Origin of the sequence: Colwellia sp. Bg11-28 (assembly GCF_002836245.1) — a bacterium.
GTDB lineage: Bacteria > Pseudomonadota > Gammaproteobacteria > Enterobacterales > Alteromonadaceae > Colwellia > Colwellia psychrerythraea_A.
The window spans coordinates 75,403-101,537 of record NZ_PJBA01000005.1 but is presented as its reverse complement, the minus strand read 5'-3'; the positions used below and the strand labels follow the sequence as shown (position 1 = coordinate 101,537).

Genomic DNA, 26,135 nt, shown 5'->3' with positions numbered 1-26,135 from the left:
TGGAATTAAAAACGTATTTAGGCAAGGCTTTGATTTAAGAGAATGGTCATTCAGGAGAATATGCTCCTGCATTCTCTAATAAGCTGCATCCATGCAGCGTCCTTGTCGAAATCAATAACGCGGTATAAAGAAGTGCACACTTAGAGAGGTATGAGCAACATTAGACCAAGAAAAATAAACACTTTCTGATGCGGGTTGCTATTCTCCACAAACCAAGACAATTTTGACTAATGATGTTAAAATCCAATTTTTATAGCTGTTAATGACTAAACCGAGCGATACAACATGTTGGCCTTACGTTCTTTTTTCTACTTATTATTAAAATTTCCTCTTAAGTTACTGGTTCGTTGTAAAATTATCACGGACAGTCAAAATATTACAGATCAGCCAAACCAACCCATTTTTTACATTGTTCGTCATCAATCGGCATCCGACCTTTTAGCGTTGCAAAGTGCCTGTAAAAAACAAAATCTTCCGGATCCCCTTGGCAAAGTAACAATAAACGGCGAAAGCTTTAATCGCACTTTATGCTTGGCAAAATCGACACCTCTTTGCTCATGGCGTAAAAGCAGTAAGACAACGGCAACAGCACAAGGTTTAGCGTTATTAAATCAACATGTTATTGATGAAAATATCGATGCAAAATTAATTCCAGCCAATTTAATTTGGGGAAGAACGCCGACTAAAGAACGAAAAAACCTCAATATAGGTACTTTGCTAGCCGATCAAGAATCACCTAATTGGTTACGAAAATTCTTCATCGTGCTATTTTTAGGTCGTGATACCTTAGTCCGATTTAGCGAAGCTTTTTCTTTACGTAATATCTCTGATAACCATGGTAGTGATGAAGCCGCTGCTCATAAGTTTTTGCGTGTAGCTCGCTTCCATTTCCATCGTCAAACCATTGCTGCTAAAGGCCCTAGGTTAATGCATCGTAAGCAAATGTTCACCGCGTTATTTGCTAACCCATCAGTCAAACGTATTATTAGCGATGAAGCAAAAAACAAAAAAGTTTCTGAAGCTGAGATTAAGAAAAAAGCGTTAGTCATGATGAATGAAATCGCTGGTGACTATAGTGTTTCATGGTTACGTTTTGGTGAAATCATTTTGCATTGGTTATGGAAACGCCTATACAGCGCTATTAAGGTAAGCAACGCCAAAGTATTGCGTAAATTGGCTCAAGATGGCCATGAAATTATTTATGTCCCTTGTCATCGCAGCCACATGGATTATTTATTACTTTCTTATGTCATTTTACAAGAAGGTCTAGTCATGCCAAGGATTGCCGCGGGTATTAACTTAAACTTCTGGCCTGCTGGTACCATTTTTAGAAAGGGTGGTGCATTTTTCATCCGCCGTAGTTTTGGTGGTAACCGTTTATATTCCACTATTTTCCGTGAATATTTAGGCCTTTTATTTGAACGTGGCTATGGTGTTAAATATTATACTGAAGGTGGCCGTAGCCGAACGGGTAGAGTACTAGCACCTAAAACAGGCATGTTAGCCATGACCATTCAAAGCTTACTACGAGGTATTGATAGACCACTGACCTTAGTACCTGTCTATTTAGGTTATGAGCATGTTATGGAAGTGGGCACTTACCATAAAGAATTAAGTGGTAGCGAGAAAAAGGGTGAGTCGATGTTTGGTGTATTAAAAGCCATTAAGAGTTTACGCAACTATGGAAATGGTTATGTAAATTTTGGTGAACCAATGAACATTAACGAATTTTTAAATAAACAAGTGCCTGATTGGAAAGACTCTATCGACCCAATTGACCCGCAGAAACCTTCTTGGTTGACACCTACGGTCAATGTACTTGCTGACCAAGTAATGGAGAACATCAATAAGAGTGCTGCTTTAAATGGTGTTGCTTTAATTGCCTTGATCTTACATGCCAGCAAAAATAAAGCACTGTCAAAATTGGAATTAGAAACACAGCTTGATTTTTTCTTAAATATACAGCGCCAAGCCCCTTTTAGTGAACAACTTACTATTCCAGAAGAAACCGGTGCAGAGTTACTCACTCACGTTATTTCTCTTAATAAAGTAACGATTACTGAAGATAGTTTTGGCAGCTTGGTTTCACTCTCTGAAACTGCTAATACCGAGATGCGTTATTACCGTAATAATATTTTGCATACTTACGTAGTACCAGCCTTGGTTTGTCGTTTGCTTGATAAGCACAGCAAGATCAATCAAGACGAATTAGTCATAAAAGTACAGAACGTAACTGCGTTACTCAAAGAAGACTTATACCTTTATCAAGACAGCACGCACGTTGAACAGCAAACCTTGCGGGTTCTTACGGTACTAAAAGAGATGGAAATAGCTAAGCAAACTAAAGCTGGTTTTTGGTCACTTAGCGATGACGTTGGGCTACTTAGTCAAGTACATGCTATGGCTGAGTGCATCGATGAGAGTTTACAACGCCTCGCGATAATTACTTCACTTACAAGTCGTTTAGCACCGTTAAGTAAACGTGATTTAGAAACTAAGGTTGTGGCGATTGCTAAACGTTTATCGGTATTAAACAATATCAATGCACCTGAATTTATCGACAAACGTGCTCAATCTACCTTAATTGCCACTATTCGTGAGCAAGGCTATATTGACCTCGATGACGACGGTTTACTCATTGCTAGTTCAACCATGCCTGAGATCAAAGCAACGGTTATCAACTTGGTTGATATTGAAGTATTACAAAGTATTGCTCGTTAAACGCTTTATACCAAGTTGATTAAGTTATTTCCCACTCAGCGAGAGTTAAAAGGCTTAAAGGTAAGGCATTGATTGAAGAGAATAGTTATTCTATTGTCAAAATCAATAACGCAGCATGTGAGCCTTTTAAACTCGCCCTTTGGGAGCTCATTAGCAAACTAATAACATCACAGAATTAATGAAATATAGAATAACTATGTTCAAGGAATTTTGCTTGTTCTAAGCTCGCTAATGTAGCTCTGAGTAGGGAATAAATTTAATCAAATTGGTATTACTACATTTACTGCCCAAAAAGCACCACAGTGTATTGAACCAGTGGTGTTTTTTTTGGTCTATAATATTATTCATTATAATTATAAGAACTGAATAGACTGTGTTAAAAGGACCTTACACTGCCATTATTATATCGGTACTACTGCATTTATTACTCTTGCTTGCCTTAATCTACGGTGCGACACAACAACCTAAGATTATCAAACAAGATAAACCAAAGATCACCTCAATCAAAAGTTTTTTATACTCGGCACCTAAAAAAACAGTTAGTGAGCCGGCTATTACACCAAAAAGTGTAGAGGAAAGAAAAACGCCACAAAAGGTTGAGCAAAAACAAGCTGCCCCTAAAAAAACTGTTCGTACTGAACCATCAAAAACAGCCGTAAAAACACCTCCGAATACACCAGTAAATAAGCCAGTAACGAAGACACCTTCTACACAGGTTACGAATGCGGTTAAAAGTGAAACGGTGACAACTAAAAATAAGGTTTTAGGAGCAAGCAGGGGCAGTTTTTCTAGTTATGATCGTTTATCACGCTTAAGACAAAAACTAGATGACCAACAACGTGAACAAGCGTTTTCTGAACTCACTCAACCGCGATCTACTTCAGAGATGGATGGAGAGCCCTTTCCAGTGCCAAAAACTATAGTGCCACTTACGGTCGAACAGCGACAGAAACTTAATACTAGCAGCTCGCATGTTGGCTCTATTACCAAAAATGACAACGGCACTTGTACCATTTATCGTGAACAAGTATTAGGTAGCCCTGTGCATGCAACAACAGCATATTTTGCTTGTGGTGAAAGTAAGTTTGATAAAAGCTTTAGAGAGCATATGGAGAAGGTACAGGCTAAATTTAAAGTGCCAAATAAATAAATGTTTTATACCGACACAGTGTCGGCATAAAACATTATTGTAATAGTAGATGTCTTAGCTAAGTAATAATTAAGTGTTCCGGAAAAAACACCACTAAGAGCAACACGGCTATTTGCATTAAAATAAAGGGGATCACGCCTTTATATATCGTGGTAGTTTTAAGGTATTTCGGCGCCACGCCTTTGAGATAAAATAAACTAAAACCAAAGGGTGGTGTTAAAAACGACGTTTGTAAGTTCATAGAAATTAAAATAGCAAACCACACTAAATTAATATCTAACGCTATGGCAACAGGCAGTAAAATGGGTACCACTAAAAAAGCAATTTCAATGAAATCAATAAAGAAGCCTAGTATCAAAATAGCGAGCATAGCCAAGGCAATAAATGTCCACTTGCCACCAGGAAGCTCCATAAAAAACTCTTCAATTAGATACTCGCTGCCCGAATAACTAAACACCATAGAAAATGCTGTGGCGCCAATTAATACCGCAAAAACCATTGAGGTAACTTTTACTGTTTCTTTGGATATTTCATGCATTTTGCCGAATGAAAAGCTGCCATATAATATCGATAAGATAACTGCACCAACTGCACCAATGGCTGCAGATTCCGTTGGTGTGGCTATACCAGCAAAAATAGAACCTAGTACAGTTAAAATAAGTACTAAGGGCGGTACAATATCTTTAAGTGCCTGTACTAGTAGTTCACGTTTGTTTTCAGTGACAACTAACGGTGGTACAAATTCAGGCTTAAATTTGCCTAAAATTAAAATATAAATGACATAAGTAACAACCAGTAGCATTCCTGGCAGAATGGCCGCTCGGAATAAATCGCCAACGGGCACCCCCATAACATCGCCTAAAATAATTAAGATAATCGAAGGCGGAATAATTTGTCCTAAGGTACCAGACGCGCAAATAACACCCGTTGCCGTAGGTTGATGATAATTGTTTTTCAACATTACGGGTAAGGAAATAACCCCCATAGCAACAACGCTCGCCCCAACTACTCCTGTTGATGCCGCTAATAAAGCACCAACAATGATAGTAGAAATTGCAACGCCTCCGGCAATACCGCCAAAGAGTTTAGCCGCAGACTCCAGTAACCGCTCCGCTAGTCCTGTTTTTTGTAATACTATCCCCATAAAAATAAACATGGGCACAGCCATTAAAATAGTGTTTTCCATAATGCTCATAATGCGATAAGGCATAAACGCGAATAAGTCCGCCCCTAAAACAATAGCGCCAACAATGAGTGAAACACCTGCAAAGGTGAATGCGACCGAATAGCCAAGAAATAAACACACTAGAGCAATAGCAAAAAGTACAATACCTGTCATTATTGCTCCCCTGTTTCAGGTTGAGTAGGTGCTGTGAAAGTTTTTAACTGAGTCACCACCACATGGAAAATAGCTAGAATCAAAAATAGTGAAGAAAGAGGAATAACGCTTCGTACTATCCAACGATGTGGCAACCCACCAGGGTCCCCACTACCCTCGCCCATTTGATAGGCTTCAAAGGTATAGTCCCAGCTGTAATAAAGCGTAAGTATAGTGATAGGTAATGCTAAAACCAACGAGCCAAAAATATTGATTAAGGCTTGGTTTTTCGCTGTCATGGTCTCATAAAAAATATCGACTCGCACATGACCATCTTCTTTTAAGGTGTATGCAATACCAAACATAAACATAGCAGCGAATAGGTGCCATTCCAGCTCTTGCATACCAATACTGACATCATTAAAAAAGTAGCGCATGATCACGTCATAAAAAACGTTTATGATCATTAAAATCATAAGCAAACTACAAAAATTACCTAGAACATCGATAATTTTTCCTGAAATTTTTAACACTTTATCCATTTAATTTCTCAGTTAGTAATACTACTTTAGCAATGCAATGCAGATACACCAATTAGTAACAAAAATAAGTGGGTTAAACTAACCCACTTATTTTGTTATTTAGACAATTTTTATCCTAACAACAAAAATTACTTGCCATCAAAATTATCCAGATAAGCTCTATCTGATAAATTAGTCCAAGCACGTATTTGGTGCTTATAATCATTTAGTGACTTAAGAATTTCTGCCGTCATCGGATCTTTAGCAGCAAACTCTTCTAATAACTCATCATTTGCTTGCACAATCGCTTCCATTACCGGTTTAGGGAATGAGCGCATTTGCACATTTGGGTAATCTTTTTTCAGTGATGCTAAGTTCACACCACTAGCGTGCATCGATTGCGAATACATATCATAAGCTGCAGCTTTCATAGCAACCGTTAATATTTTTTGTAAATCTTTTGGTAGGGAATTGTAGGCTTTTTGATTGACCATAAATTGCAACTCAGTACCTGGCTCATGCCAACCTGTGTAGTAATAAGGCGCTATTTTATGAAAACCCATACGTAAATCTAAAGAAGGACCTACCCACTCTAATGCATCAATAGTGTTACGTTCCAATGCCGTATAAAGCTCACCTGATGGAATGTTTGTCGGCTTCGCACCTAGTTTTGCTAATACTTCACCAGCAAAACCTGGTATGCGCATTTTCAAACCTTTCAGATCTTCAACGCTATTAATTTCTTTTTTGAACCAACCGCCCATTTGGTTACCAGTATTACCACCAGGGAATGACATGATGCCATATTGATCATAAACCTTTTTCATTAACTCCATGCCACCACCGTAGTAGAACCAAGCATGTTGTTCAGAGGCTATCATGCCAAAAGGTACGGTAGTAAAAAACATGGTGTTGAAGTTTTTACCTTTCCAATAATAAGACGCAGAATGACCCATTTGATATTGGCCACTTTTTACAAAGTCAAAAATACCTAATGCAGATTTATGCTTATTCGAAGAATCAATGCGTATGGTCAACCGACCATTCGACATTTCTTTTACCATTTTGGCCATATTTTTAGTGGCATCACCAAAAATAGGAAAATTAGGTCCCCAAGTTTCAGCTAATTTCCAACGATATTTTTTATCATCGTCAGCATGGGCTAAAGCTGAAAGCCCCAGCGAGGATAATCCAAGCGACACGACCAGTGCAGCTTTTACGAAAATTGATTTTTTCATCTGTGCTTCCCTTTAACTTATTGTCATTAATTATTTTTATATGAGAACGTCTTTTTATCTTAGAACTTAAGCTTGTACCGTACTTTGATTAAACAACGTAACTAAATATATAGTAGTTACATCATCCATTGTCTAGCCTAACGACTATTAACGAATAAACAAGCACCTAGAGATAATTACACTAATTAACACTAGTTTTCTATAAATAACTTAGGCATTATGCCAAGGGTAGTAAAACAATAATAATAAAAAAACCAAGAGATACAATAAGATGGCAACTGAGTTATTCACTTGGCATACACTAAGCGATACTTTAAGTGATTTCAAAAGCGGTTTAAGTCTCGCCCAAAATAGTGGCGTTGAAAGCTTATTGGTACTTACGTGCAGCCAAAACAATTACCCTGAAGAAGAACTCAACGCTCTATTTCATGCGTGCCCACTAAAGCTCTTTGGTGGTATTTACCCAATGCTGACTCTAAAAGGTGACTTAATTAAACAAGGCGCGTTGATCATTGGCTTTAAAGAAGCCGTTGATGTAACTCTGTTCGCTCAACTTAATCAGGTCACGAATGAAAGTTGCTTAGAGGAACTCATTACCTCAACACTAAAAGAAAAGAATAACTTCTGTGGTCAGGATGATTTTCTGATGTTCTATGATGCGCTAATCAGCAACATTGAAGGTTTTATTGATTGTCTTTTTGAGCATTTAGACCACGGGATCAATATCGCTGGTGGTGGTGCCGGCAATTTAGACTTTATCCAACGCCATTGCATATTTACCAACTCAGGTGTTCATAGCGATGCTATTCTATTAGTCGCACTACCAAGAACACTTAACACCAGTGTGGCGCATGGTTGGGAGACATTTGATGAGCCCTTTTTGGTATCAGAAGCACAAGGGCAAACGGTTCAAAGCTTAAATTACCAACCTGCTTATGAAGTTTATTGCCAAACGATTGAAAGTGCCACCGAATACACCTTCAATAATACTGACTTTTTTGATATTGCTAAGAATTTTCCATTAGGTATTAAGGATATCAATAATAATATAATTGTTCGGGATCCTATTTTAGCGAAAAATAATCACTTACAATGTTTTGGCAATATCCCGATTAATTCAATGGTGTATTTACTTGAAAGCAATATAGATAGCTTAGTGGCCTCGACAGAAAAAGCAGCGATCGCCCTACTGTCTAAACTGAACAAGACAACAATTACAACAACTATGATCTTCGATTGCATTAGCAGGGCCTTATTTATGGAAGATGAGTTTGAAAAGGAACTCAATGTCATCGCTGAACATTGCCATTTAGGTGCATTATTCGGGGTACTTTCATTAGGGGAAATAGCCAATAGTCAAAGTGGTGCTATTCGTCTTCTCAACAAATCAATTGTAATAAGCTCTTGGTAGCAACTAGGCAGGTATGAATAAAGCACTGTTTCTTATTTCACTACAACATGAGCTTGCCATGGCTATTGGCAATAAGCTTGACTTAAAGGCCATGTTGAAAATTTTTTTAAAAGTCTGTTTTAACCGCCTCGATTTAACAAGTGCACATATCTATGTCTATTGTGACCAGTCTGGTATGCCTAGCAAGTTGCTTCCACTTAAAGGCACGAGTTATCAATATTTTTTAAGCATTCCAAAAAATAAGCGCGGTCAATCATGGTCGAAAAGCTCCATACTTACAAACTTTGCACGTCAGCTTAATAGCAGCCAAAAAACCCTTTCTTTTCAATGTGAAAATGGACAATATTTATTTGGCTTTATTATTCCAGACTATGGCTTACTCACTTTTGAAACTCACTATGCTATAGCTGATGAAGTGCAAAAAGCACTACAGCCAATTTTACAAAAGCTAGCAACGAGTTGTTACACCTCGATAGTACATGACTCCCTCGTTAAAGAAGTTCTCTCTAGGCAACTTATTGAAGAAAAGGTTGCCTTCCAAGCACAGCACGATGGATTAACCCATTTATTTAATCGCCAGCATATAAATCATCTACTGGGCAATGCTATAGAAGATGCTCGTATTAACAACAAAATTGGTAGTGTTCTTTTTATCGATCTAAACCGCTTCAAACCAATAAATGATGCTATGGGTCATACTGTCGGCGATAAAATATTACTGACGTTAGCCCATAGGCTACATTCATTAAGCAGTGAACATATAGATATTGGCCGCTTTGGCGGGGATCAATTTACTATTCTATTAAAGAATCTCAAAGATGATTACCAAGAAACAATTAACCTACTCATAGCTCAAATTAATCAATTACTTACGGCACCTTTTGTTATCGACACTAATTCGTACAAACTCACTTGCAGTATCGGCTATTCGCTTTTTCCTCTGCAAAGCAGTACCGTCAATAATCTTATTAAATTTGCCGATATTGCTATGTACGAAGCCAAACGAGCCAAAACTCAGCAAGGTAAGCAATATCAAAGAGTCATGTCTGAAAAAATAAAAAGACGCTTAGCTTATGTTGATGATATGAAGCAAGGGTTAGAACAAGGCGATTTTAAATTATACTATCAGGCGCAATATAACCATCATGGTGACATTATTGGCGCTGAAGCATTATTGCGCTGGCAACACCCTGTTCATGGTAAGGAGTCACCTGCGGTCTATATCCCTATCGCAGAAGAAAGCGATCTCATTCTCGCTATTGGTCAATGGGTCTTAGAGCAAGCCTGTCGTGACATCAAAAAACTAGAACAATTATCACTACCAGAAAGTTTTAATAAAATAGCGATTAATATCAGCGCTAAGCAATTAATTCAGCATGATTTTCAAGAAATTGTCCTGAACGCTGTGAAGCAGAATGATATCCCTGCTAAACGGTTAGCGTTAGAGTTAACCGAAAATCTTCTGGTAGAAAATATTGAAGATTCAATCAAGTTAATTGCCTCATTAAAAGAAAACGCTATTGATTGCGCTATTGATGATTTTGGTACGGGTTATTCTTCTCTAACCTACTTAAAACGCATTCCTGCGAGCGTATTAAAAATAGATCGTTCTTTTGTGACTAACATAGCGCAAAGTAGTGAGAGTGCAGCCATTGCCAGCATGATAATCAGTTTAGGAAAAACCCTGAATATGGACATACTGGCAGAAGGTGTTGAAACACAGGAAGAATTAAACTGTTTGAAAGAACTTAGTTGTTTCCATTACCAAGGTTTCTATTTTAGTGGTCCCCTTCCCTTTGATGAGTTTGCTAAACTATTAAACTAATGTAATTGAACGTTATAGATACTCAATTGCAATACCAACAAAGACAACTAAACCAACCCAGTGATTATGCAAAAAGGCTTGAAAACAAGCGTCTCGTTCTCTATTAACAATCAATAACTGTTGATAGCTAAACAAACCTGCAGCCGCAATGAGGCATAGTTGATACGGCCAACCAAAGGCTAAAATATCACCGACTGTCCATAATAAGGCCAAAGTCATCAACTGTAAAAAGCCGATAACACGCTTATCATTTTCAGCAAATAAAATAGCGGTAGATTTCACCCCAATTTTAACATCGTCATCTCTATCAACCATGGCGTACATTGTATCGTAAGCAATGGTCCAGCATAGGTTAGCCGTAAACAGCAACCAAGCCACCAAAGGTATTTCACCTTGAGCTTCTGAGAATGCCATTATCATGCCCCAACTAAAAGCAGCACCTAAAAATAGTTGTGGCAGTTGGGTATGACGTTTCATAAAGGGGTAAATTGCCGCTAGTAATACCGCAACAACAGAGAGGTAAATAGTGGACCAGCTGAGCATTAGCACCAAACCAAATGCCATGCCAATTAACACGCCAAACAAGTTAATGGCTTCGCCAGAGGTCATCATGCCATTAACAAGTGGTCTGTTTTTTGTGCGTTCAACTTCACCATCTATTTTTCTATCCGCGTAATCATTTATTACACAACCAGCACTACGCATGATGAAAACACCTAAACTAAAAACCAACAATAGTTGCAGGTTAGGCCAACCATCGCTCGCAATCCATAACGCCCAATACGTTGGCCATAACAAGAGGTAAGTACCAATAGGTTTATCCATACGAGTAATTAACTTAATCGCTAACCATTTTTGTTGAATTCTTTTCAGCATTTATATGTTTCTTTTAAGTATTTATTTATTGCATTGATTATTGATAGGCAAAGGCATCAGGTAAAAAAACCTCAGCCACCATCAAGGGTTTATTCTCCAACATGAATATAGAGCGACGGCCCCAAAGTTCTTGTTTGGGTATTACTGATGTTTTTACGAGTGGGCTATTACTTGCGTGTTGAGCCGTTAATTTAGCAGCTAACGCTACAACACTAGAATCATTTACAAAAGGAGATAACTCTAACCGTAAACGTTGCAATGACGGGTTATTAAACAATACCTGCCCAAGTGGTTGCTCCCCTAAATTAGCAAGAATTTGTTCTTCACCCGTTAAGCTAGCTATGGGTAATAAGCTTCTGGCAAAGACTTGAGGTACATCATCACAATATAAAATGACTTCACGCACCAAAACGGGTTCACCAACTTTAATCAGATCACAAGACTCCGCAGCTGAGCAGGGCTGTTGTTGCTCTCCAATGACTTTAACTTGAAAGTTATCACAATGTTTTTTTAAGCGAGCCGTAAGTGAGCCTTCATCAAGCAACCAATCTTTAAGTGGCGTAGATAATGATGAGAAACTCACTGAACTAGGTGACTGCCATTGGCCCGACAAGGTTATTGGAAAGGTAATAGGAAAGTTCACTATTTGCTGCTTCATAAAACTACTTCAAAGAATAATAGGGTGTAAAATCGTCGCTATAATAGCAGACCTAAACAGTAAACTCATTTATCTCAATCAGGCGAATAGAAAAATTTTAATTTTATAAAAAATAATCAAGCAAATGCTTTAAATCGGGTTATGATAAGGATAAGTTTAATCATCCCCTATCGACTATTATTTTTATGTTTAAAAACCTATTTCTCTTTTCCCTTTTACTTACGTTAAGTGCAAGTGTTGCTCAAGCAAAAGCGAGTGATTATGCTTACTTTGGCTTTGAGCCTGATATTGTCACCAATTATGTCGCAGTAAAAAAGAAGATGGGTTATGTGCGTTTAACTGTTGAATTGATGGTTGAAGGCGACAATTTAACCATAGTTGAGCATCACTCGCCTTTATTACGTGACGCCATTATTAATATCATTGGCCAGCAATCGGAAGCCAAAGTAAAATCGATCAAAGGGCGTGCGGAAATTCAGTTAGCGTGTGAAGAGCAAGTAAAAGAGCTATTAATCAAAGAAACGGGCGAACCTCTCATCAAAAAGCTACTTTTTACTCAGTGGTTAGATAACTAACAAGCAACTGATATTAAAGACCTGTTATTTGCTGTCTTTCTTAATGTTATTTTTACTATTTACGCCAATCACCTTTACAGTGAACACTGCAAGAAAACATCCCGAGAGCAAGCCGAGTAAATGTGCGGTATTGGCTACATTGACTGGCAGTAAATCAGCAAAACCCAGTACTAGCCAAAACAGTAAAAACCCAACTAATGGTTTCGCAAGGAATAAACCTCTGTCTGGGGCTAAGTAACCAAACCACCAAACAAAACCAACCAGCGCATATACCACACCGGATAAACCACCAAAATTTGAACCTGACACTAAATATTGCCCTACGTTGGAAACAATAGCAGAGAGTAAAAGTAGGTTAATGAGTGTTGATTTACCTAATATTTTTTCAATACTACCTCCCAATTGCCACCACCACATCGTGTTAAAGACAATATGCAGCCAAGAGAAGTGAAAAAATGCAGGGCCAATCAAACGTACTGGATCTGCTAATAAAGCTTCAATAGATAGTTGTGGATAGAACTGTAAGGCATAAAAAATCTGTTGTGCCCAACCCAATTCACTGAAGATAAAAACTAACCAGCAAAGGGCAAACACCAGTAAAGTAACAATGCCTGCATGAGCTATAAAGCTATCTTTAAAGCTGCTCAATAAGCTGAAATCACCTGAATTTAAGGTGACTGTTTCGCCTCTATCCCATGCCGCTTGCTGATATTTATCGTCATAGGGTTTTAAAATAAACGCATCAAACTCTACTTTTGCTTGTGCTATTTTATCTTCAGGGCAGAAAATTACATGGCCGTCTTCTTGGCTTGATTTGAGTTGTGCTTGAATACCTAAAGATTGTAAATAGTTACTGAATAATAAAGCAATATTATGATCTTTAAGTTGAACCAGTGGCTGTAGCGTATCCATATTCTCAGCAGACTCACTTGTCATCAGTAATTATCGCTCTATATTGTCAGGGAATTGTGTTTGCCATTGGGTAAAGCCACCGTCAAGAGAGTAGACCTCGGTAAAATCTTGGCTTATTAAAAATTCCGCCGCTTGTTGGCTAGAAATTCCGTGATAACAACAAACAACTACGGGTGCATCCAGATCGGCTTCACGTAAAAAATCAGGTAATGACTCATTAGTTAAATGAATTGATTCTGCAATTCGACCATTTGCAAAAGAATTAGCATCGCGAATATCTACCACAACATGTGATTTATTTGCCATCACTTCTTGTAAGTCACTTACTGACATATGCTTAAAACTATTCTCTGACACTATGTATTCCTCATTTGATTACTGCCTTGCGGGCAGTAAATTCGTTATATTTCAGGCTTTAATGAACACGTAATCTATCAACTACTATCTACATGGGTATATAACGTTAGTAGATAGCCTCAATAGATCACGTTTCTCAACCGCTAGTATAACGAATTTAAGTCCAATCTAAAATGACCTTGCCAGATTGACCAGAACGCATCATATCAAAGCCTTGCTGAAAGTCATCGATATTGTAGTGATGGGTAATAATCGGGGTGAGATCTAAACCAGATTGAATCAAACTTGCCATCTTATACCAAGTTTCGAACATTTCACGACCATAAATACCTTTAATGGTAAGCCCTTTAAAAATAACTTGGCTCCAATCAATAGCCATATCGCTACCAGGAATACCCAGCATGGCAATTTTACCACCATTATTCATGCTTTCTAACATGCTAGTGAATGCCATTGGAACACCTGACATTTCCATACCAACATCAAAACCCTCGGTCATGCCCAAATCTGTCATGACATCTTTTAAGCTTTCTTTACTCACATCAACAGCACGAGTAGCGCCCATTTTTCTTGCAAGGTCAAGACGATATTCGTTAATATCGGTAATAACGACATGACGAGCACCTACATGTTTAGCAACGGCTGCAGCCATAATACCAATAGGGCCAGCACCGGTGATTAATACATCCTCACCCACTAAATCAAATGACAATGCGGTATGAACTGCATTACCAAAGGGGTCAAAAATTGACGCTAAATCATCAGAAATTTCGTCAGGTAATTTAAAGGCATTGTATGCAGGTATCACTAGATACTCTGCAAATGACCCCGCACGATTGACCCCAACACCAACGGTATTACGACATAAATGAGTTCTGCCACCACGACAATTACGGCAATGACCACAAGTAATATGGCCTTCACCAGAAACCCGGTCACCTAAAGTAAAGCCTTTAACTTCTTGGCCGATACCAACCACTTCACCTGCGTACTCATGTCCAACAACCATAGGCGTAGGCACTGTTTTTTGTGCCCATTCATCCCAATTATAAATGTGGATATCTGTACCACAAATGGCCGTTTTTTTAATTTTGATTAGCAGATCATTATGACCTAGTTTTGGTTTTTCGGTTCGCGTTAACCAAATGCCCGGTTCTGCTTTTAATTTAGCTAAAGATTTCATTGTCGCTCTCTGTCTTATTAATTTTCAACGGTTAGATCACAGCCATTTCTTTACCAATACGGATAAAGGCTGCAATTGCGTGGTCTAACTGCGCTTTAGTATGCGCCGCAGAAATTTGTGTACGTATACGTGCTTGACCTTTAGGTACAACAGGGAAAGAGAAACCAATAACATAAATACCTTCCGCTAATAAACGGTCAGCCATAGCACTAGCAACTTTAGCGTCACCTAGCATTACTGGCACAATCGCGTGATCTGCGCCCGCACAAGTAAAACCTGCGGCTTCCATACTGTTACGGAAATAAGCGGCATTATCTTTTAAGATTTTACGTAAAGCATCGCCTTGAGCTAATAACTCAAGCACTTTCAAAGACGCATTAACGATTGCTGGTGCTAATGAATTTGAAAATAAGTAAGGACGTGAACGTTGACGTAACCATTCAACCACTTCTTTTTTCGCTGAGGTAAAACCACCTGAAGCGCCGCCCATTGCTTTACCTAAGGTGCCAGTGATAATGTCTACACGGCCCATAACTTCACAGTATTCATGGCTACCACGGCCTTGCTCACCAACAAACCCTACCGCATGAGAATCATCAACCATTACCATAGCATCGTATTTATCAGCTAAATCACAAACACCTTTTAAGTTAGCGATAACGCCGTCCATTGAGAAAACACCATCAGTAGCAATTAACTTGAAACGTGCGCCAGCAGCATCAGCTTCAATTAAACTTTGCTCTAACGCAGCCATATCATTATTGGCATAACGGAAACGTTTAGCTTTACATAAACGTACACCATCAATAATAGACGCATGATTTAGTGCATCACTAATAATAGCGTCATCTGGTCCTAATAAGGTTTCAAATAAACCAGCATTAGCATCAAAACAAGAAGAGTACAAAATGGTATCTTCCATGCCTAAAAACTTACTGATGCCCTGCTCTAACGTCTTATGAATATCTTGCGTACCACAGATAAAACGTACTGATGCCATACCAAAACCATGCTCATCTAAGCCAGTTTTTGCCGCAGCAATTAGTTCAGGATGATTTGCTAAACCTAAGTAATTGTTGGCACAAAAATTTACCACTTCTTCACCAGTATTAACGGCTATTTGTGGCTGTTGAGCAGTCGTAATAATACGCTCAGCTTTGTACAAGCCATCTTCTTTTACTTGCTCTATTTGTGCAGTTAAATGCGTGTAAAAACCTTTGGTAGATACAGAACCAGTCATGTGAATTCCTTAAATAATTAGTGTTCTTCAATAGTCATATTATCAACTCAGACCGCACTGCAATAAAAGTGACACTACTTGGTGATATGACCTTTTTTATAGTCAAATTGACATATAAAGCTGTCAAAATGAAAGTTAGTAGCTATAATTTGAATACATGCAGTAAAGGGAGTGTAGTTTGTTAACTGAAAAAGATGAAGAATTGCTGTCAATATTACGGCTAAATGCCAGAGCAAGTGTTTCAGATATCGCCAGAGCGACTGGCGTTTCTAGAACAGCAATACAAAACCGACTCAATAAACTTGAAAATAATAATGTCATTAAGGCATACAGCGTTGTACTCGACAGCGCTTATACCAGTGGCTTAATCTCTTCTAATGTCTCGTTAAAAGTAAAACCCAACTTACGACAAACTATTTGTATCGCCTTAAGAAAAGTTCACCAAATCAGTCATATCCATTCGATAAGTGGCGAATATGATTTATTGGTTACCATACAAGCCAGCACATTAGAAAAACTCAGTGAGGTACTCAATATGGTCTGTTCTACTGAAGGCGTGGAGAGAACCAACTCTGCCATTATTCTTGATACCATCTTTGAGCGTTAGTTATACTCGTCCCCTAATTAATTTATAGCAACTTGATTCGCAAGAATTAATTCGTTTGGTATACTAGTCAGCATAGATAGTTGATGTGGAGTCAATTTTAGTGCGATATGTTTTAGCTTTATTTTTTTACCGTGTATTCCTTTTATTGCTCACCCCAATAGTTTTACTTGTGCTATTAATCCGCTCATTTAATCACCCTGAATACCGCCAACGTTTATTTGAACGCTTAGGCTTTTTTCCTAAGCCCTATAAGCAAGGTGGTATTGTTGTGCATGCTGCCAGTGTCGGTGAAGTCATCGCACTAAAAAGTTTTATCGAAAAATTATTAGTAAACTATCCAGATTTACCCATCACCATCACTTCATTTACCCCGACTGGCTCTGCGCAAATAACCAAACTCTTTGGTGGACGTGTTCAGCATGGTTATTTACCGTTAGATATATTTCCCTGCACAACATTATTTCTACATCGGCTTAAACCTAAAATGATAATTTTCATGGAAACCGAGTTATGGCCTAACTTAATTGCTCAATGCGACCAACACCAGATTAAATTATTGCTAATTAACGGCCGCTTATCTAAAAAATCCTTAACCAGTTATCAAAAACTTAGTGCGCTTATGGCGCCCTGCTTAAATCGCTTTGATATGATCCTCACGCAAAGCCAAGAAAATTTAACTCACTTTTTGCAGCTCGGTGCGCATCAAAGCCGCTGTGTGAATAGTGGAAATTTAAAATTCGATATCAGTGTCAATGAACAAGTTATCAATAAAAAGGCCGAGTTAGCCAAGTTACTTTTTGCTGATGATAGTCAGGCCAAAAGAACAATCTGGTTAGTTGCCAGTACACACGAGGGCGATGAAGCCATTACCTTAACCGCCTTTAAAGAATTATTATCTCAATATCCATCATTGTTATTAGTGCTAGTACCGCGCCATCCAGAACGTTTTGAGCAAGTCGCCAATCTTTGCCTTGCACAACAATTATCACTGGCTAAACGCAGTGAAAATACGATAATTAATAATGAGCAAGTGTGGTTGCTAGATAGCCTTGGCGAGTTAATGGCTGCCTTTGCTTTAAGTGATATTGTCACTATGGGTGGTAGTTTCAGTGAAGTGGGTGGTCATAACCCGTTAGAACCAGCATTATTTAATAAGCCTGTTATCGTTGGTCACAACATGAGCAACTTCAACGAAATAATGCAGCAACTAAGACAAGAAAATGCCATTATTGAACTTACTAACAATACACCGACTAATGAATCTAGCGCACAACTTGTCAATGAAGTTAGCGCATTATTGCAACAACCAACTCGGCAGAAAACGCTTGGCGAAAATGCGCTTAAAGTGGTAATACAAAACCAAGGAGCCAGTGAAAAAACGTTGGCTCAAGTAGTAAACCTTCTGCCCACTAGGGTTAATATTACCAGCACTACGCCATTAGGAGATAACTCGTGAGTCAAACAATAACCAGCGCACAATTTTCTAAGTTCGAACAAGGTAACGTTACTTGTGTTTACAACCAAACACTGATCACTAATTTCAATGCAGAAATGCTTAGTCCGAGTTATTGGCAACAAAGTAACGCCGTAACGGGCTCAGCACAAGGGCGTGGCACCACTTGGTTTGTCGAATACAATGATAACAGCAATACTCCGCATGATTGGGTATTACGCCATTATTACCGCGGTGGGTTGATCGGTAAAATTATTAAAGATTCCTATTGGTTTAGCGGCGTAGAAAAAACTCGCGCTGCATGTGAGTTTGCTTTATTACGTCATATGAATACGCTACAACTTCCTACTCCTGAGCCAATCGCTTATCGCGTTATGCAACATGGCTTTCACTATCAAGCAGACTTGCTTTCCAGTCGAATTGAACATGCGCAAGACTTAGTGGCAATATTAAGTGAAAAGGCGTTAACTGATGATATTTGGCACAACATAGGTGCCACAATTAAACGCTTTCACCAGCACGGTATTTATCACCATGATTTGAATAGCCATAATATTTTGCTGAATGACAAGAAACAGGTGTTTTTGATCGACTTTGACCGTGGTGAATTACGCACTAACCCTGTTGAGACTAACTGGAAGCAAGCCAACATGGCGCGTTTACAACGTTCTTTTTTAAAGGAATTAAATAAACTGGAGCAGTTCAATTTTACCGAACAAAACTGGCAAGCGTTGAAGGATGGCTATCAGGATGCCGATGTTGAAAGGCAGAACTAATAATGAATTATATCATCGCGATATTAACTCTTACCCTCACATTAGTTTCATTTAGCTCGGACGCAAAAAATAGAGCCTCGGGGGATATTAGCCATTTAATTTCTCAAGAAGTATTTGCCAGCTATCTCGATGTCGCGGACTTTATTGAACAATCCCCAAAAGTAACCATTACCGTCTTGCCATCAAAAGCAGATATCGATGAATATGGTCAACAAGTTGCTAAATCATTGACCGGCTCTGATTGTGATAGAGATGGTGTTATGGATGATAATAAAACCTGCAATGCTGTTTTTTATAAACTTTGGTTAAAGTATGCGCGTTAATATTTCTTAAAATAAAATCGATGCCCATCCAGTAAATGACATTATCAACCATTAGATCGTCATCCTCGAAGTCTCTGGTCGAGGATCCAGTTTCCAATCATTGAGCTTTAAACAGCGTGGATTCCCGACAAGTAAACTCGGGCATGACGTTATAAACTATTTAGTCGCTTTTAAAAACGTTGTCATCGCTTCCAGCATTTCTTGATAATACGGATTGTAAGTCAATCGTTGCATTGGCAAATCACGCGTAAGGTTCATTGCGGTAACTTCTCCCTTAATAACCTGTTTATTATGTTTACATGCTTTATAACGCGGAGCATCTGTAACATAGTGACCACAATTTCTATATTGGCCATTAACACCATAATGTGGGTTATCCGGAGAATTCGTTGTTGCAATGTGAGCAACATCAAAAATTTCATTACATAAGCTCTCAGCTGAACATTCAGGCACAATCACTTCCATCACATCAACTAATTTTTTCGGCAGCTTGTTGTTATCACCATAATAAATCAACACACTTTTTTTCATCTGCTCTTGCGGTGATGCTAACTGCCACTGCTGAACTAGCTGTAAGGTATGTGCAGTATCTATGGTTTGGTCATGTTCACTCGCCACAACAAACAATGGAATATCATGCATTTGTCGACTTGCGTTTGCTCCTTCTCCCACAACAAGATTCATTAAGGCGTGAACCTGTGCACCTGCGTTATAGGGGAATGACTCATATTTAGCAAAATCAATATCAGCATCTAAATCAATCCAGTCAACAAAAGGGATACCATCAATATATTGAGCTAACCAAGCTAAGTCACTTTTTGCCTTGGTGGCAGGCGACCACATAAAGAGGCCTTTAATTTTTTCATCAACCTGTTTTTGCTGCATCAAGTAATTGAAAATAAGTGCTCCGCCAGTAGACAAGCCGCCAAGGTACACTTGCTGATAATCATTTAACGTTTGATCAATGGCGAATGTTGCCGCTTGCTGCCACGCTTGGTAATCAGTATTAAGTAATTCTGAAGGTGCGACGCCATGGCCAGGCAATAACAAAGTACGTACCGTAAAACCCTGTTGATAGAAAAACTGGCTAAGGTCATGAAAAGAAAAGGGTGAATCAGTTAAGCCATGAATAAGTAAAATGGCTTTATCGTTATTATTTTGAGTTAATTCAAATGGAGCAACCAACTGGCTTATCTTTGGTGTTTTTGACCATAGATTTTTTTTCGCTAATTGTTGGTAGGTCTCAGTAACAATCGGACAAGGCATATTTGCTCGAGGATTTTTATTAACGACAACCTGGTAAGCATTCGTCAGATACTCTTGGTAACTAGATAGCTTTTTAAAATCAATGTTTGCTAAAAGCTCACCTTCCACCTCATTTGCGAAGCGATACTTGCCTGATTCAATGAGAGAAACATAATCATCTTGAATACTCAGGCAATCTTGCTGTCCTTGGGCAAACGACAAGGTACTTACCAACCACAGTAGTAATATCGTGTACTTATTGGCAATTTTCATCATGAATTCCTGTTTATGGTTTCTGTTTCACGTATCTATTTATTATTAGTACTTTGAAATAATACCAATGAGATTAATTAAGACTACAGAATTCAATGAGAATAAATTTTCAAAAACAAGACGCTTGATTGAGCAATAGCTGGCTATTTCGATTGAAAGCAACGATGTTATTGGATATTTAGGCCATTTGAAAATGAAAACTTAGTTAGTCTTATTGGTATAATATACTACGCAAAAAAATAACGCCTTTGAAACTTTATGCTTCAAAGGCGTTATTTTTTAAAGGTAAGTAACTAAACACTACTCACTAACTATTAGATACCATAATTTAAACGATATTTTTTAATGCTTGCTAAGTTTTCTGCTAATTCAGGTTGGTTTGCTACTTTTCCTTCTAGCTTTTCTTCTAGATAGGTCACTACATCACCTAAGGTAACAATTGCCGCCACTTGTGTACCAAAATCGCGTTCAACTTCTTGAATTGCTGAAAGTTGACCTTGGCCTTTTTCTTGACGATCTAGGGCAATTAATACACCAGAAAGCTGGGCACCATGTGCTTTAATAATTTCCATTGATTCACGAATGGCAGTACCTGCAGTGATAACATCATCAACTAACATGATTTTACCTTCAAGCTCTGCGCCCACCAATGAACCACCTTCACCATGAGTTTTTGCTTCTTTACGGTTAAAGCAATAAGGCACATCTACATTGTGGTGATCGTACAGCGCAACGGTCGTCGTAGTCGCAATTGGAATGCCTTTATAAGCAGGACCAAATACTAAATCAAAATCAATTTTTGCATCCATTAACGTAGCCGCATAAAAACGACCTAAACGCGCTAAATCACCGCCGGTTTTGAACATACCCGCATTAAAAAAGTAAGGGCTAACTCGGCCAGACTTTAAGGTGAACTCACCAAAGCGTAATACCTGTTTTTCTATCGCAAATTCAATAAACTCGCGTTGATAATCTTTCATAGTTATTTTCCTGTTTACTGAGCGTAGTTTAGCTTAATGCTGCTTTTTGTAGGTCGAATAATTCGTTGATACCATTTTTAGCCAACTCAAGCATCGCTTGCATTTCTTCAAAGCTAAACGGTTCTTCTTCAGCCGTACCTTGTACTTCAATAAGCTTACCGGTATCTGTCATAACAACATTCATATCGGTATCAGCAGCTGAATCTTCTGGGTAATCTAAATCTGCTACGGGTTCGCCTTTATAAATACCAACAGATACTGCAGCAATCATATGCTTAAGTGGATTCGTTTTAATAATATCTTTAGCACGCATATAGTTAAGTGCATCAACTAGCGCAACACAAGCACCGGTAATAGCAGCGGTACGTGTACCACCATCAGCTTGAATAACATCACAATCAACTGAAATGGTATTTTCGCCTAAGGCTTTTAAATCAACTGCTGCACGTAATGCACGAGCAATTAAGCGAGAAATCTCTAACGTACGACCACTTTGCTTGCCAGAAGCAGCTTCGCGACGCATACGTGTATGTGTAGAGCGAGGTAACATACCGTATTCAGCAGTAACCCAACCTTTACCTTGGCCTTTTAAGAAACGTGGTACGCCAACTTCAACGGTCGCAGTACAAATTACTTTAGTATCGCCAAACTCAATAAGTACTGAGCCTTCTGCATGAGTAGTAAATTGACGAGTAATAGTTACGGGGCGAATTTGCCCTAATGTTCTGCCGCTTGGACGCATGGAGTGTTCCTTTATAGTAAATATAAGAGTTAAGACTGATAAATTAATTCCGGCTATTATAATGCTTATACCCAAGCCACTTCAAGATGTGAGTTTCAGGACACCTGAATGAATCATGATCAAGGCGCATCTTTTTATTAAGGGTTGGTCCCTTAAAAACAGATGTAACGATGGGCATGGTTTGATCTGGCGTCCCCCAAATGGCTAGTTTATAAACGTTCTAGCCACACCATTGATTTTGACAAGGACACTGCATGGATGCAGGTTTAAGAGTACACTCAAATCCTATATTTTGAAGTAATATGGGCATATCAGACATTTTTGAAATATAGTTCAACAAAGCAAGGTCATGTTAATTGTCCGAGCAATAAATATTATCAGAGAGCTTCATGAGAATTTTCACCACATTTGTTATCAGTTTAAGTCTACTATTGAGTAGTATTGCCACGGCAAATACTTCTGCTCCTGTTATAACGCCAAACTTACCCGCTTACAGCAAAATATATGATGATCAACGTGACCCCTTTAAGGATGCAGCCGCGGCACTTACTTTAGCGCAAGAAACCAATCGCCAAGTATTGATTGAAATAGGCGGTAACTGGTGTAGCTGGTGCCATAAAATGGATGCCTTTCTTGCTAAAAACCCTGATGTCTATGAAGCATTACATAGCCAATATGTTTTACTCAAAATAAGTGTCAGTGACAGTAATGAAAATAATGATTTTATGAAATCACTGCCCCCAGTACTGGGTTACCCACATATGTACGTATCAACGGCACAAGGAAAAATGATTTTATCTAAAGATACCGCAGAGTTGTTGACTGGAAATAACTATTCAAAATCACAATGGTTAAGTTTTTTAAGTGACTGGTCTGTTAGTACAACCAAAGCGCAAGCACAGTTAGCAACAACAGCGTCTGTAGAATAATTGATCATTAAGATTCTAAGATTAAACCTACCCAGGTTATAGGAGCATATTCGTGACTAATGAAGATAAATGTACATCTTTTTTTGACAAAAATCACCAAACGCCTGAGTTCATCGAAAACAAAAAGCGACAAGCGCAGCAAGGTCGACGTCGTTTCCTTAAGTCGGCCGCAGGTATGGGCGCATTAGCCAGCTTGCCAGCATTAAGTGTTAGTGCTAAAGCGCAAACATCTCTGAATGAGTTACTTAAGACCCTAGTTAAAACTGATCCTTGGTTAACACTTGATGCAACTTTGAATCAATTATTACCAAGCTCACCAACAGGTCCTAGCGCGAGTGAAATCAGAGCAACTGCTTATTTGTACCAAGTAATGACGGTACAACCAACAGAACAAGACGAAAAAGACTTTATCCTAAAAGGTGTAGGTTGGTTAAATGGGTATGCTAACAGTGAAAAGTCAGCCAATTTTGCACAGTTAAGCTTTGCCGACAAAGAGCAGTTACTTCGAGGGATAAGCAATTCTACAGCGGGACAAAACTGGTTAAACACCTTACTCGGCTATATTTTTCAAGCCATGCTTTCGCCTGCAAGTTACGGCGGTAATCCTGATGGTATTGGTTGGGCATGGTTAGAACATCAAGCGGGCTTCCCAATGCCTGAAAAAGGCCAACGTTATTTTGAATTGCCTACCAGAGCCCGTATTGATCTGATCAGCCGAGTAAACTACGACGCAAAACGCTTAGCATCGAGCCGTAATCAAACGCACCAAGGAACTAAAAAATCATGAGTTATGACATTTGCATCATTGGTAGCGGCGCTGGTGCCTCCCCTATTGCCCATCAGTTATCAAAAGCGGGAGCTAAAGTATTAGTCCTTGAAAAAGGCCCTTGGTTAACTGAAAAAGAGTTCTTCAAAGATGAACTGACCATTAGTATTCATGACGCTTACAACCCAAAGCTAACTGATGAGCAACATGTCATTGAAGAAGAATATTTCGATGAAAATGATAAACCTTTCTGGCAAGGTGAAAAAACCAGTGATTCTGGCTGGAGTTGGTGGAATGGCAACGTTGTCGGTGGTTCTTCAAACTTCATGAGTGGTTACTTTCATCGCTTAAAACCCATTGATTTTCGCTTAAAATCTGAGTTTGGTGCTATTAGTGGTGCCAACGTCGAAGATTGGCCGATTAGTTACGACGAACTCGAACCTTACTATGCCAAAGTAGAGCGTGAAGTGGGTGTCTCGGGTCGTGTGGTGGAACATCCACATCAAGAGCCACGCTCAACAGACTTCCCCTACCCGCCTATTGCCGAATTACCGATGTCTTCTTGGATAGATAAAGCAGCTAAAAAAATTGGCTATCATGCCATTCCTGTACCCAGAGCAATTTTATCAAAACCCGCCATGGGCAGACGCAGTTGTGAATATTCTGGTTACTGTAGCAGTTATGGCTGTGCTTCAGGTGCTAAAGGTAGTGGCCGAGCAGCATTATTAAATAACGCAGTGGCATCAGGTAATTGCACCATTCAAGCCAATGCAAAAGTCTATAAAATTGCCACTGATAAACAAGGTGAAATTACTGGCGTGCACTATTACGATAAAATAGGCCGTAAAAAATCAGTAACCGCCAAAATATATGTGGTGGCTTGCCAAGCAGTAGAGACTTCTCGTTTATTACTGGCCTCAACAGGTGAGAAATTTCCACAAGGTCTCGCCAACAATAACGGCCAAGTTGGTAAAAACTTGCTCTTTAGTGGCGGTGGCACCGGACAAGGTGACTTTAATTATGCTGATTTATCAGACAAACAAGTCGGTGAATTAAAACAAGTAGGTCCTTTTATTAATCGCGCCTTGCAAGATTGGTATCAAATAGCGGATAAAAGCTTTACTGGTACCAATGCTAAAGGACAAGCTAAAGGCGGCACTATCGACTTTTTGTTCCACCAAAACCCCATCGCTAGAGCACGCGGAACGCAGTGGGGCTCAGATCAAAATGGTGATGATAAACTGCTGTGGGGCGAAGATTTAAAACAAAGTTTGAAAACAGAGTTTACCAGTTATAAAACGCTGCGCTTTGAAGTGTTTAATGATTGGCTGCCAACTGACGATTGTTTTGTTAGCTTAGATAACGAAGTAACAGATCAATGGGGCGATCCGGTAGCCAAAGTCCGCATTGGCTATCATGATCATGACCTTGAGGTGGGCGAATACTTATCTAAAAAAGCAGAAAAGCTACTCGAAGCCTTAGGTGCAAAAAATGTCTCTTCTTCAGTGAGTGGCTATCCTTCAACAAACTTAATGGCTGGTGGTTGTCGCTTCGGCAATGATCCTAAAACCTCAGTGCTTAATAAAAACTGCCAAGCCCATGAAGTTGATAATTTATATGTTACTGATGGCTCCTTTATGCCAACGGGTGGCAGCGTACCCTACACTTTTACTATTTATGCTAACGCCTTTCGGGTTGCTGATAAAATAAAAGCACATTGGTTAACCCTGAAAAGCTAATAAAAAACATGGCTGTGATACTTTTGTGAATATATGTTGTCACTATAAGGTCATCGTAAAGACCAAAACCACTTGAAGATGCGTGTTTCAGGACGCTTGAGCGATTCATGATCAAGGCGCCTCTTTTTATTAAGGGTTATTCCCTTAAAAAAGGAGGCAACGAAGAGCATGGTTTGCTCATACGTCCCCGCAAGGCTGGTTTAGAAACACTTTAAGCAGCGTTATTGATTTCGACAATAGAATAACTATTCTCTTCAGTAAATGCCTTGCCTAAAGCACTTCTAATTCCAGCTGAAACCTACACCTTCAGGTAGTTT

At 38.9% G+C, this 26,135-nt stretch carries 24 protein-coding genes; 12 read left to right on the top strand and 12 right to left on the bottom strand.

Annotated features, from left to right (window positions below; all coding sequences use genetic code 11):
• The first annotated feature begins 285 nt into the window (after positions 1-285).
• Positions 286-2,721 (top strand): glycerol-3-phosphate 1-O-acyltransferase PlsB, encoded by a 2,436-nt coding sequence (gene plsB, locus CXF79_RS05910; protein WP_101154318.1) that lies wholly within the window; start codon positions 286-288, stop codon positions 2,719-2,721.
• Between the two features lie 373 nt (positions 2,722-3,094).
• Positions 3,095-3,871: a hypothetical protein gene (locus CXF79_RS05905; protein ID WP_101154317.1), complete on the top strand. Its 777-nt coding sequence runs from the start codon at positions 3,095-3,097 to the stop codon at positions 3,869-3,871.
• A gap of 58 nt (positions 3,872-3,929) precedes the next feature.
• Here CXF79_RS05905 and CXF79_RS05900 read toward each other — a convergent pair whose 3' ends face one another.
• From CXF79_RS05900 to CXF79_RS05890, 3 genes are all read right to left on the bottom strand, one after another.
• Complete coding sequence (locus tag CXF79_RS05900) at positions 3,930-5,210, bottom strand: TRAP transporter large permease (RefSeq protein WP_011041006.1); 1,281 nt, start codon at positions 5,208-5,210, stop codon at positions 3,930-3,932.
• Positions 5,210-5,731: a TRAP transporter small permease subunit gene (locus CXF79_RS05895; protein ID WP_011041005.1), complete on the bottom strand. Its 522-nt coding sequence runs from the start codon at positions 5,729-5,731 to the stop codon at positions 5,210-5,212. Before CXF79_RS05895 ends, CXF79_RS05900 begins: the two co-directional genes overlap by 1 nt.
• Before the next feature lie 128 nt (positions 5,732-5,859).
• Positions 5,860-6,948: a TRAP transporter substrate-binding protein gene (locus CXF79_RS05890; protein WP_011041004.1), complete on the bottom strand. Its 1,089-nt coding sequence runs from the start codon at positions 6,946-6,948 to the stop codon at positions 5,860-5,862.
• A gap of 271 nt (positions 6,949-7,219) precedes the next feature.
• Between CXF79_RS05890 and CXF79_RS05885 the strand changes: the two genes are divergently transcribed.
• Both CXF79_RS05885 and CXF79_RS05880 read left to right on the top strand, forming a co-directional pair.
• Positions 7,220-8,359: an FIST signal transduction protein gene (locus CXF79_RS05885; protein WP_101154316.1), complete on the top strand. Its 1,140-nt coding sequence runs from the start codon at positions 7,220-7,222 to the stop codon at positions 8,357-8,359.
• 13 nt (positions 8,360-8,372) lie between these two features.
• Positions 8,373-10,184, top strand: coding sequence for a putative bifunctional diguanylate cyclase/phosphodiesterase (locus CXF79_RS05880; RefSeq protein ID WP_101154315.1), 1,812 nt, complete (start codon positions 8,373-8,375; stop codon positions 10,182-10,184).
• 12 nt (positions 10,185-10,196) lie between these two features.
• Here CXF79_RS05880 and ubiA read toward each other — a convergent pair whose 3' ends face one another.
• Both ubiA and CXF79_RS05870 read right to left on the bottom strand, forming a co-directional pair.
• Positions 10,197-11,060, bottom strand: coding sequence for a 4-hydroxybenzoate octaprenyltransferase (gene ubiA / locus CXF79_RS05875; RefSeq protein WP_101154314.1), 864 nt, complete (start codon positions 11,058-11,060; stop codon positions 10,197-10,199).
• 37 nt (positions 11,061-11,097) lie between these two features.
• Positions 11,098-11,718: a chorismate--pyruvate lyase family protein gene (locus tag CXF79_RS05870; RefSeq protein WP_101154313.1), complete on the bottom strand. Its 621-nt coding sequence runs from the start codon at positions 11,716-11,718 to the stop codon at positions 11,098-11,100.
• Between the two features lie 185 nt (positions 11,719-11,903).
• Between CXF79_RS05870 and CXF79_RS05865 the strand changes: the two genes are divergently transcribed.
• Positions 11,904-12,293, top strand: coding sequence for a flagellar basal body-associated protein FliL (locus CXF79_RS05865; protein WP_011040999.1), 390 nt, complete (start codon positions 11,904-11,906; stop codon positions 12,291-12,293).
• Between the two features lie 24 nt (positions 12,294-12,317).
• Here the strand turns inward: CXF79_RS05865 and glpG are convergent, their stop codons facing one another.
• The 4 genes from glpG to CXF79_RS05845 all read right to left on the bottom strand — a co-directional run bounded on the left by glpG (position 12,318) and on the right by CXF79_RS05845 (position 15,985).
• Complete coding sequence (gene glpG / locus CXF79_RS05860; protein ID WP_232769088.1) at positions 12,318-13,229, bottom strand: rhomboid family intramembrane serine protease GlpG; 912 nt, start codon at positions 13,227-13,229, stop codon at positions 12,318-12,320.
• Between the two features lie 6 nt (positions 13,230-13,235).
• Positions 13,236-13,562, bottom strand: coding sequence for a thiosulfate sulfurtransferase GlpE (gene glpE / locus CXF79_RS05855; RefSeq protein ID WP_011040997.1), 327 nt, complete (start codon positions 13,560-13,562; stop codon positions 13,236-13,238).
• A gap of 157 nt (positions 13,563-13,719) precedes the next feature.
• Entirely contained in the window at positions 13,720-14,745 is a 1,026-nt protein-coding gene (gene tdh, locus CXF79_RS05850) for an L-threonine 3-dehydrogenase (protein WP_011040996.1), read from the bottom strand.
• A gap of 31 nt (positions 14,746-14,776) precedes the next feature.
• On the bottom strand, positions 14,777-15,985 hold the full coding sequence (locus CXF79_RS05845) for a glycine C-acetyltransferase (protein ID WP_101154312.1): 1,209 nt from the start codon (positions 15,983-15,985) through the stop codon (positions 14,777-14,779).
• Between the two features lie 178 nt (positions 15,986-16,163).
• On the opposite strand from CXF79_RS05845, the gene CXF79_RS05840 reads away from it, so the two are divergent.
• The 4 genes from CXF79_RS05840 to CXF79_RS05825 all read left to right on the top strand — a co-directional run bounded on the left by CXF79_RS05840 (position 16,164) and on the right by CXF79_RS05825 (position 19,144).
• The gene (locus CXF79_RS05840) at positions 16,164-16,592 is read left to right on the top strand and encodes an Lrp/AsnC family transcriptional regulator (RefSeq protein WP_011040994.1); all 429 of its coding nucleotides are present in this window, start codon (positions 16,164-16,166) and stop codon (positions 16,590-16,592) included.
• A 100-nt stretch (positions 16,593-16,692) separates the two neighbouring features.
• Positions 16,693-18,048, top strand: a complete 1,356-nt coding sequence (waaA, locus tag CXF79_RS05835) for a lipid IV(A) 3-deoxy-D-manno-octulosonic acid transferase (RefSeq protein WP_101154311.1) — start codon at positions 16,693-16,695, stop codon at positions 18,046-18,048.
• The gene (locus CXF79_RS05830; RefSeq protein WP_101154310.1) at positions 18,045-18,821 is read left to right on the top strand and encodes a 3-deoxy-D-manno-octulosonic acid kinase; all 777 of its coding nucleotides are present in this window, start codon (positions 18,045-18,047) and stop codon (positions 18,819-18,821) included. The genes waaA and CXF79_RS05830 overlap by 4 nt, the downstream gene beginning before the upstream one ends.
• Before the next feature lie 2 nt (positions 18,822-18,823).
• A complete protein-coding gene (locus CXF79_RS05825) occupies positions 18,824-19,144 on the top strand; it encodes a hypothetical protein (RefSeq protein ID WP_101154309.1) in 321 nt (106 codons plus the stop codon).
• Positions 19,145-19,300: 156 nt separating this feature from the next.
• Here the strand turns inward: CXF79_RS05825 and CXF79_RS05820 are convergent, their stop codons facing one another.
• The 3 genes from CXF79_RS05820 to rph form a co-directional block, all read right to left on the bottom strand.
• Positions 19,301-20,665 carry an alpha/beta hydrolase gene (locus CXF79_RS05820; RefSeq protein WP_232769087.1) on the bottom strand — a complete coding sequence of 455 codons (1,365 nt, stop codon included), beginning with the start codon at positions 20,663-20,665 and terminating at the stop codon, positions 19,301-19,303.
• Between the two features lie 311 nt (positions 20,666-20,976).
• Complete coding sequence (gene pyrE, locus CXF79_RS05815) at positions 20,977-21,642, bottom strand: orotate phosphoribosyltransferase (protein ID WP_011040988.1); 666 nt, start codon at positions 21,640-21,642, stop codon at positions 20,977-20,979.
• Positions 21,643-21,670: 28 nt separating this feature from the next.
• Positions 21,671-22,384: a ribonuclease PH gene (gene rph, locus CXF79_RS05810; RefSeq protein WP_011040987.1), complete on the bottom strand. Its 714-nt coding sequence runs from the start codon at positions 22,382-22,384 to the stop codon at positions 21,671-21,673.
• 389 nt (positions 22,385-22,773) lie between these two features.
• Between rph and CXF79_RS05805 the strand changes: the two genes are divergently transcribed.
• Genes CXF79_RS05805 through CXF79_RS05795 form a run of 3 tightly spaced genes read left to right on the top strand, consistent with a single transcriptional unit; the run spans position 22,774 to position 25,818 of the window.
• On the top strand, positions 22,774-23,313 hold the full coding sequence (locus CXF79_RS05805; protein WP_011040986.1) for a thioredoxin family protein: 540 nt from the start codon (positions 22,774-22,776) through the stop codon (positions 23,311-23,313).
• A gap of 52 nt (positions 23,314-23,365) precedes the next feature.
• On the top strand, positions 23,366-24,100 hold the full coding sequence (locus CXF79_RS05800) for a gluconate 2-dehydrogenase subunit 3 family protein (RefSeq protein WP_101154307.1): 735 nt from the start codon (positions 23,366-23,368) through the stop codon (positions 24,098-24,100).
• Positions 24,097-25,818, top strand: coding sequence for a GMC family oxidoreductase (locus tag CXF79_RS05795; RefSeq protein WP_101154306.1), 1,722 nt, complete (start codon positions 24,097-24,099; stop codon positions 25,816-25,818). Before CXF79_RS05800 ends, CXF79_RS05795 begins: the two co-directional genes overlap by 4 nt.
• Positions 25,819-26,135: the final 317 nt, after the last annotated feature.

Bases quoted from the DNA above. Each gene is read 5' to 3' on its own strand.
- glpG (WP_232769088.1), bottom strand. From the start codon at position 13,229: ATGACAAGTGAGTCTGCTGAGAATATGGATACGCTACAGCCACTGGTT.
- CXF79_RS05820 (WP_232769087.1), bottom strand. From the start codon at position 20,665: ATGATGAAAATTGCCAATAAGTACACGATATTACTACTGTGGTTGGTA.
- CXF79_RS05805 (WP_011040986.1), top strand. From the start codon at position 22,774: ATGAGAATTTTCACCACATTTGTTATCAGTTTAAGTCTACTATTGAGT.
- CXF79_RS05890 (WP_011041004.1), bottom strand. From the start codon at position 6,948: ATGAAAAAATCAATTTTCGTAAAAGCTGCACTGGTCGTGTCGCTTGGA.
- CXF79_RS05845 (WP_101154312.1), bottom strand. From the start codon at position 15,985: ATGACTGGTTCTGTATCTACCAAAGGTTTTTACACGCATTTAACTGCA.
- CXF79_RS05795 (WP_101154306.1), top strand. From the start codon at position 24,097: ATGAGTTATGACATTTGCATCATTGGTAGCGGCGCTGGTGCCTCCCCT.
- CXF79_RS05870 (WP_101154313.1), bottom strand. From the start codon at position 11,718: ATGAAGCAGCAAATAGTGAACTTTCCTATTACCTTTCCAATAACCTTG.
- CXF79_RS05900 (WP_011041006.1), bottom strand. From the start codon at position 5,210: ATGACAGGTATTGTACTTTTTGCTATTGCTCTAGTGTGTTTATTTCTT.
- CXF79_RS05885 (WP_101154316.1), top strand. From the start codon at position 7,220: ATGGCAACTGAGTTATTCACTTGGCATACACTAAGCGATACTTTAAGT.
- CXF79_RS05825 (WP_101154309.1), top strand. From the start codon at position 18,824: ATGAATTATATCATCGCGATATTAACTCTTACCCTCACATTAGTTTCA.
- plsB (WP_101154318.1), top strand. From the start codon at position 286: ATGTTGGCCTTACGTTCTTTTTTCTACTTATTATTAAAATTTCCTCTT.
- ubiA (WP_101154314.1), bottom strand. From the start codon at position 11,060: ATGCTGAAAAGAATTCAACAAAAATGGTTAGCGATTAAGTTAATTACT.
- CXF79_RS05880 (WP_101154315.1), top strand. From the start codon at position 8,373: ATGAATAAAGCACTGTTTCTTATTTCACTACAACATGAGCTTGCCATG.
- CXF79_RS05895 (WP_011041005.1), bottom strand. From the start codon at position 5,731: ATGGATAAAGTGTTAAAAATTTCAGGAAAAATTATCGATGTTCTAGGT.
- tdh (WP_011040996.1), bottom strand. From the start codon at position 14,745: ATGAAATCTTTAGCTAAATTAAAAGCAGAACCGGGCATTTGGTTAACG.
- pyrE (WP_011040988.1), bottom strand. From the start codon at position 21,642: ATGAAAGATTATCAACGCGAGTTTATTGAATTTGCGATAGAAAAACAG.
- rph (WP_011040987.1), bottom strand. From the start codon at position 22,384: ATGCGTCCAAGCGGCAGAACATTAGGGCAAATTCGCCCCGTAACTATT.
- CXF79_RS05865 (WP_011040999.1), top strand. From the start codon at position 11,904: ATGTTTAAAAACCTATTTCTCTTTTCCCTTTTACTTACGTTAAGTGCA.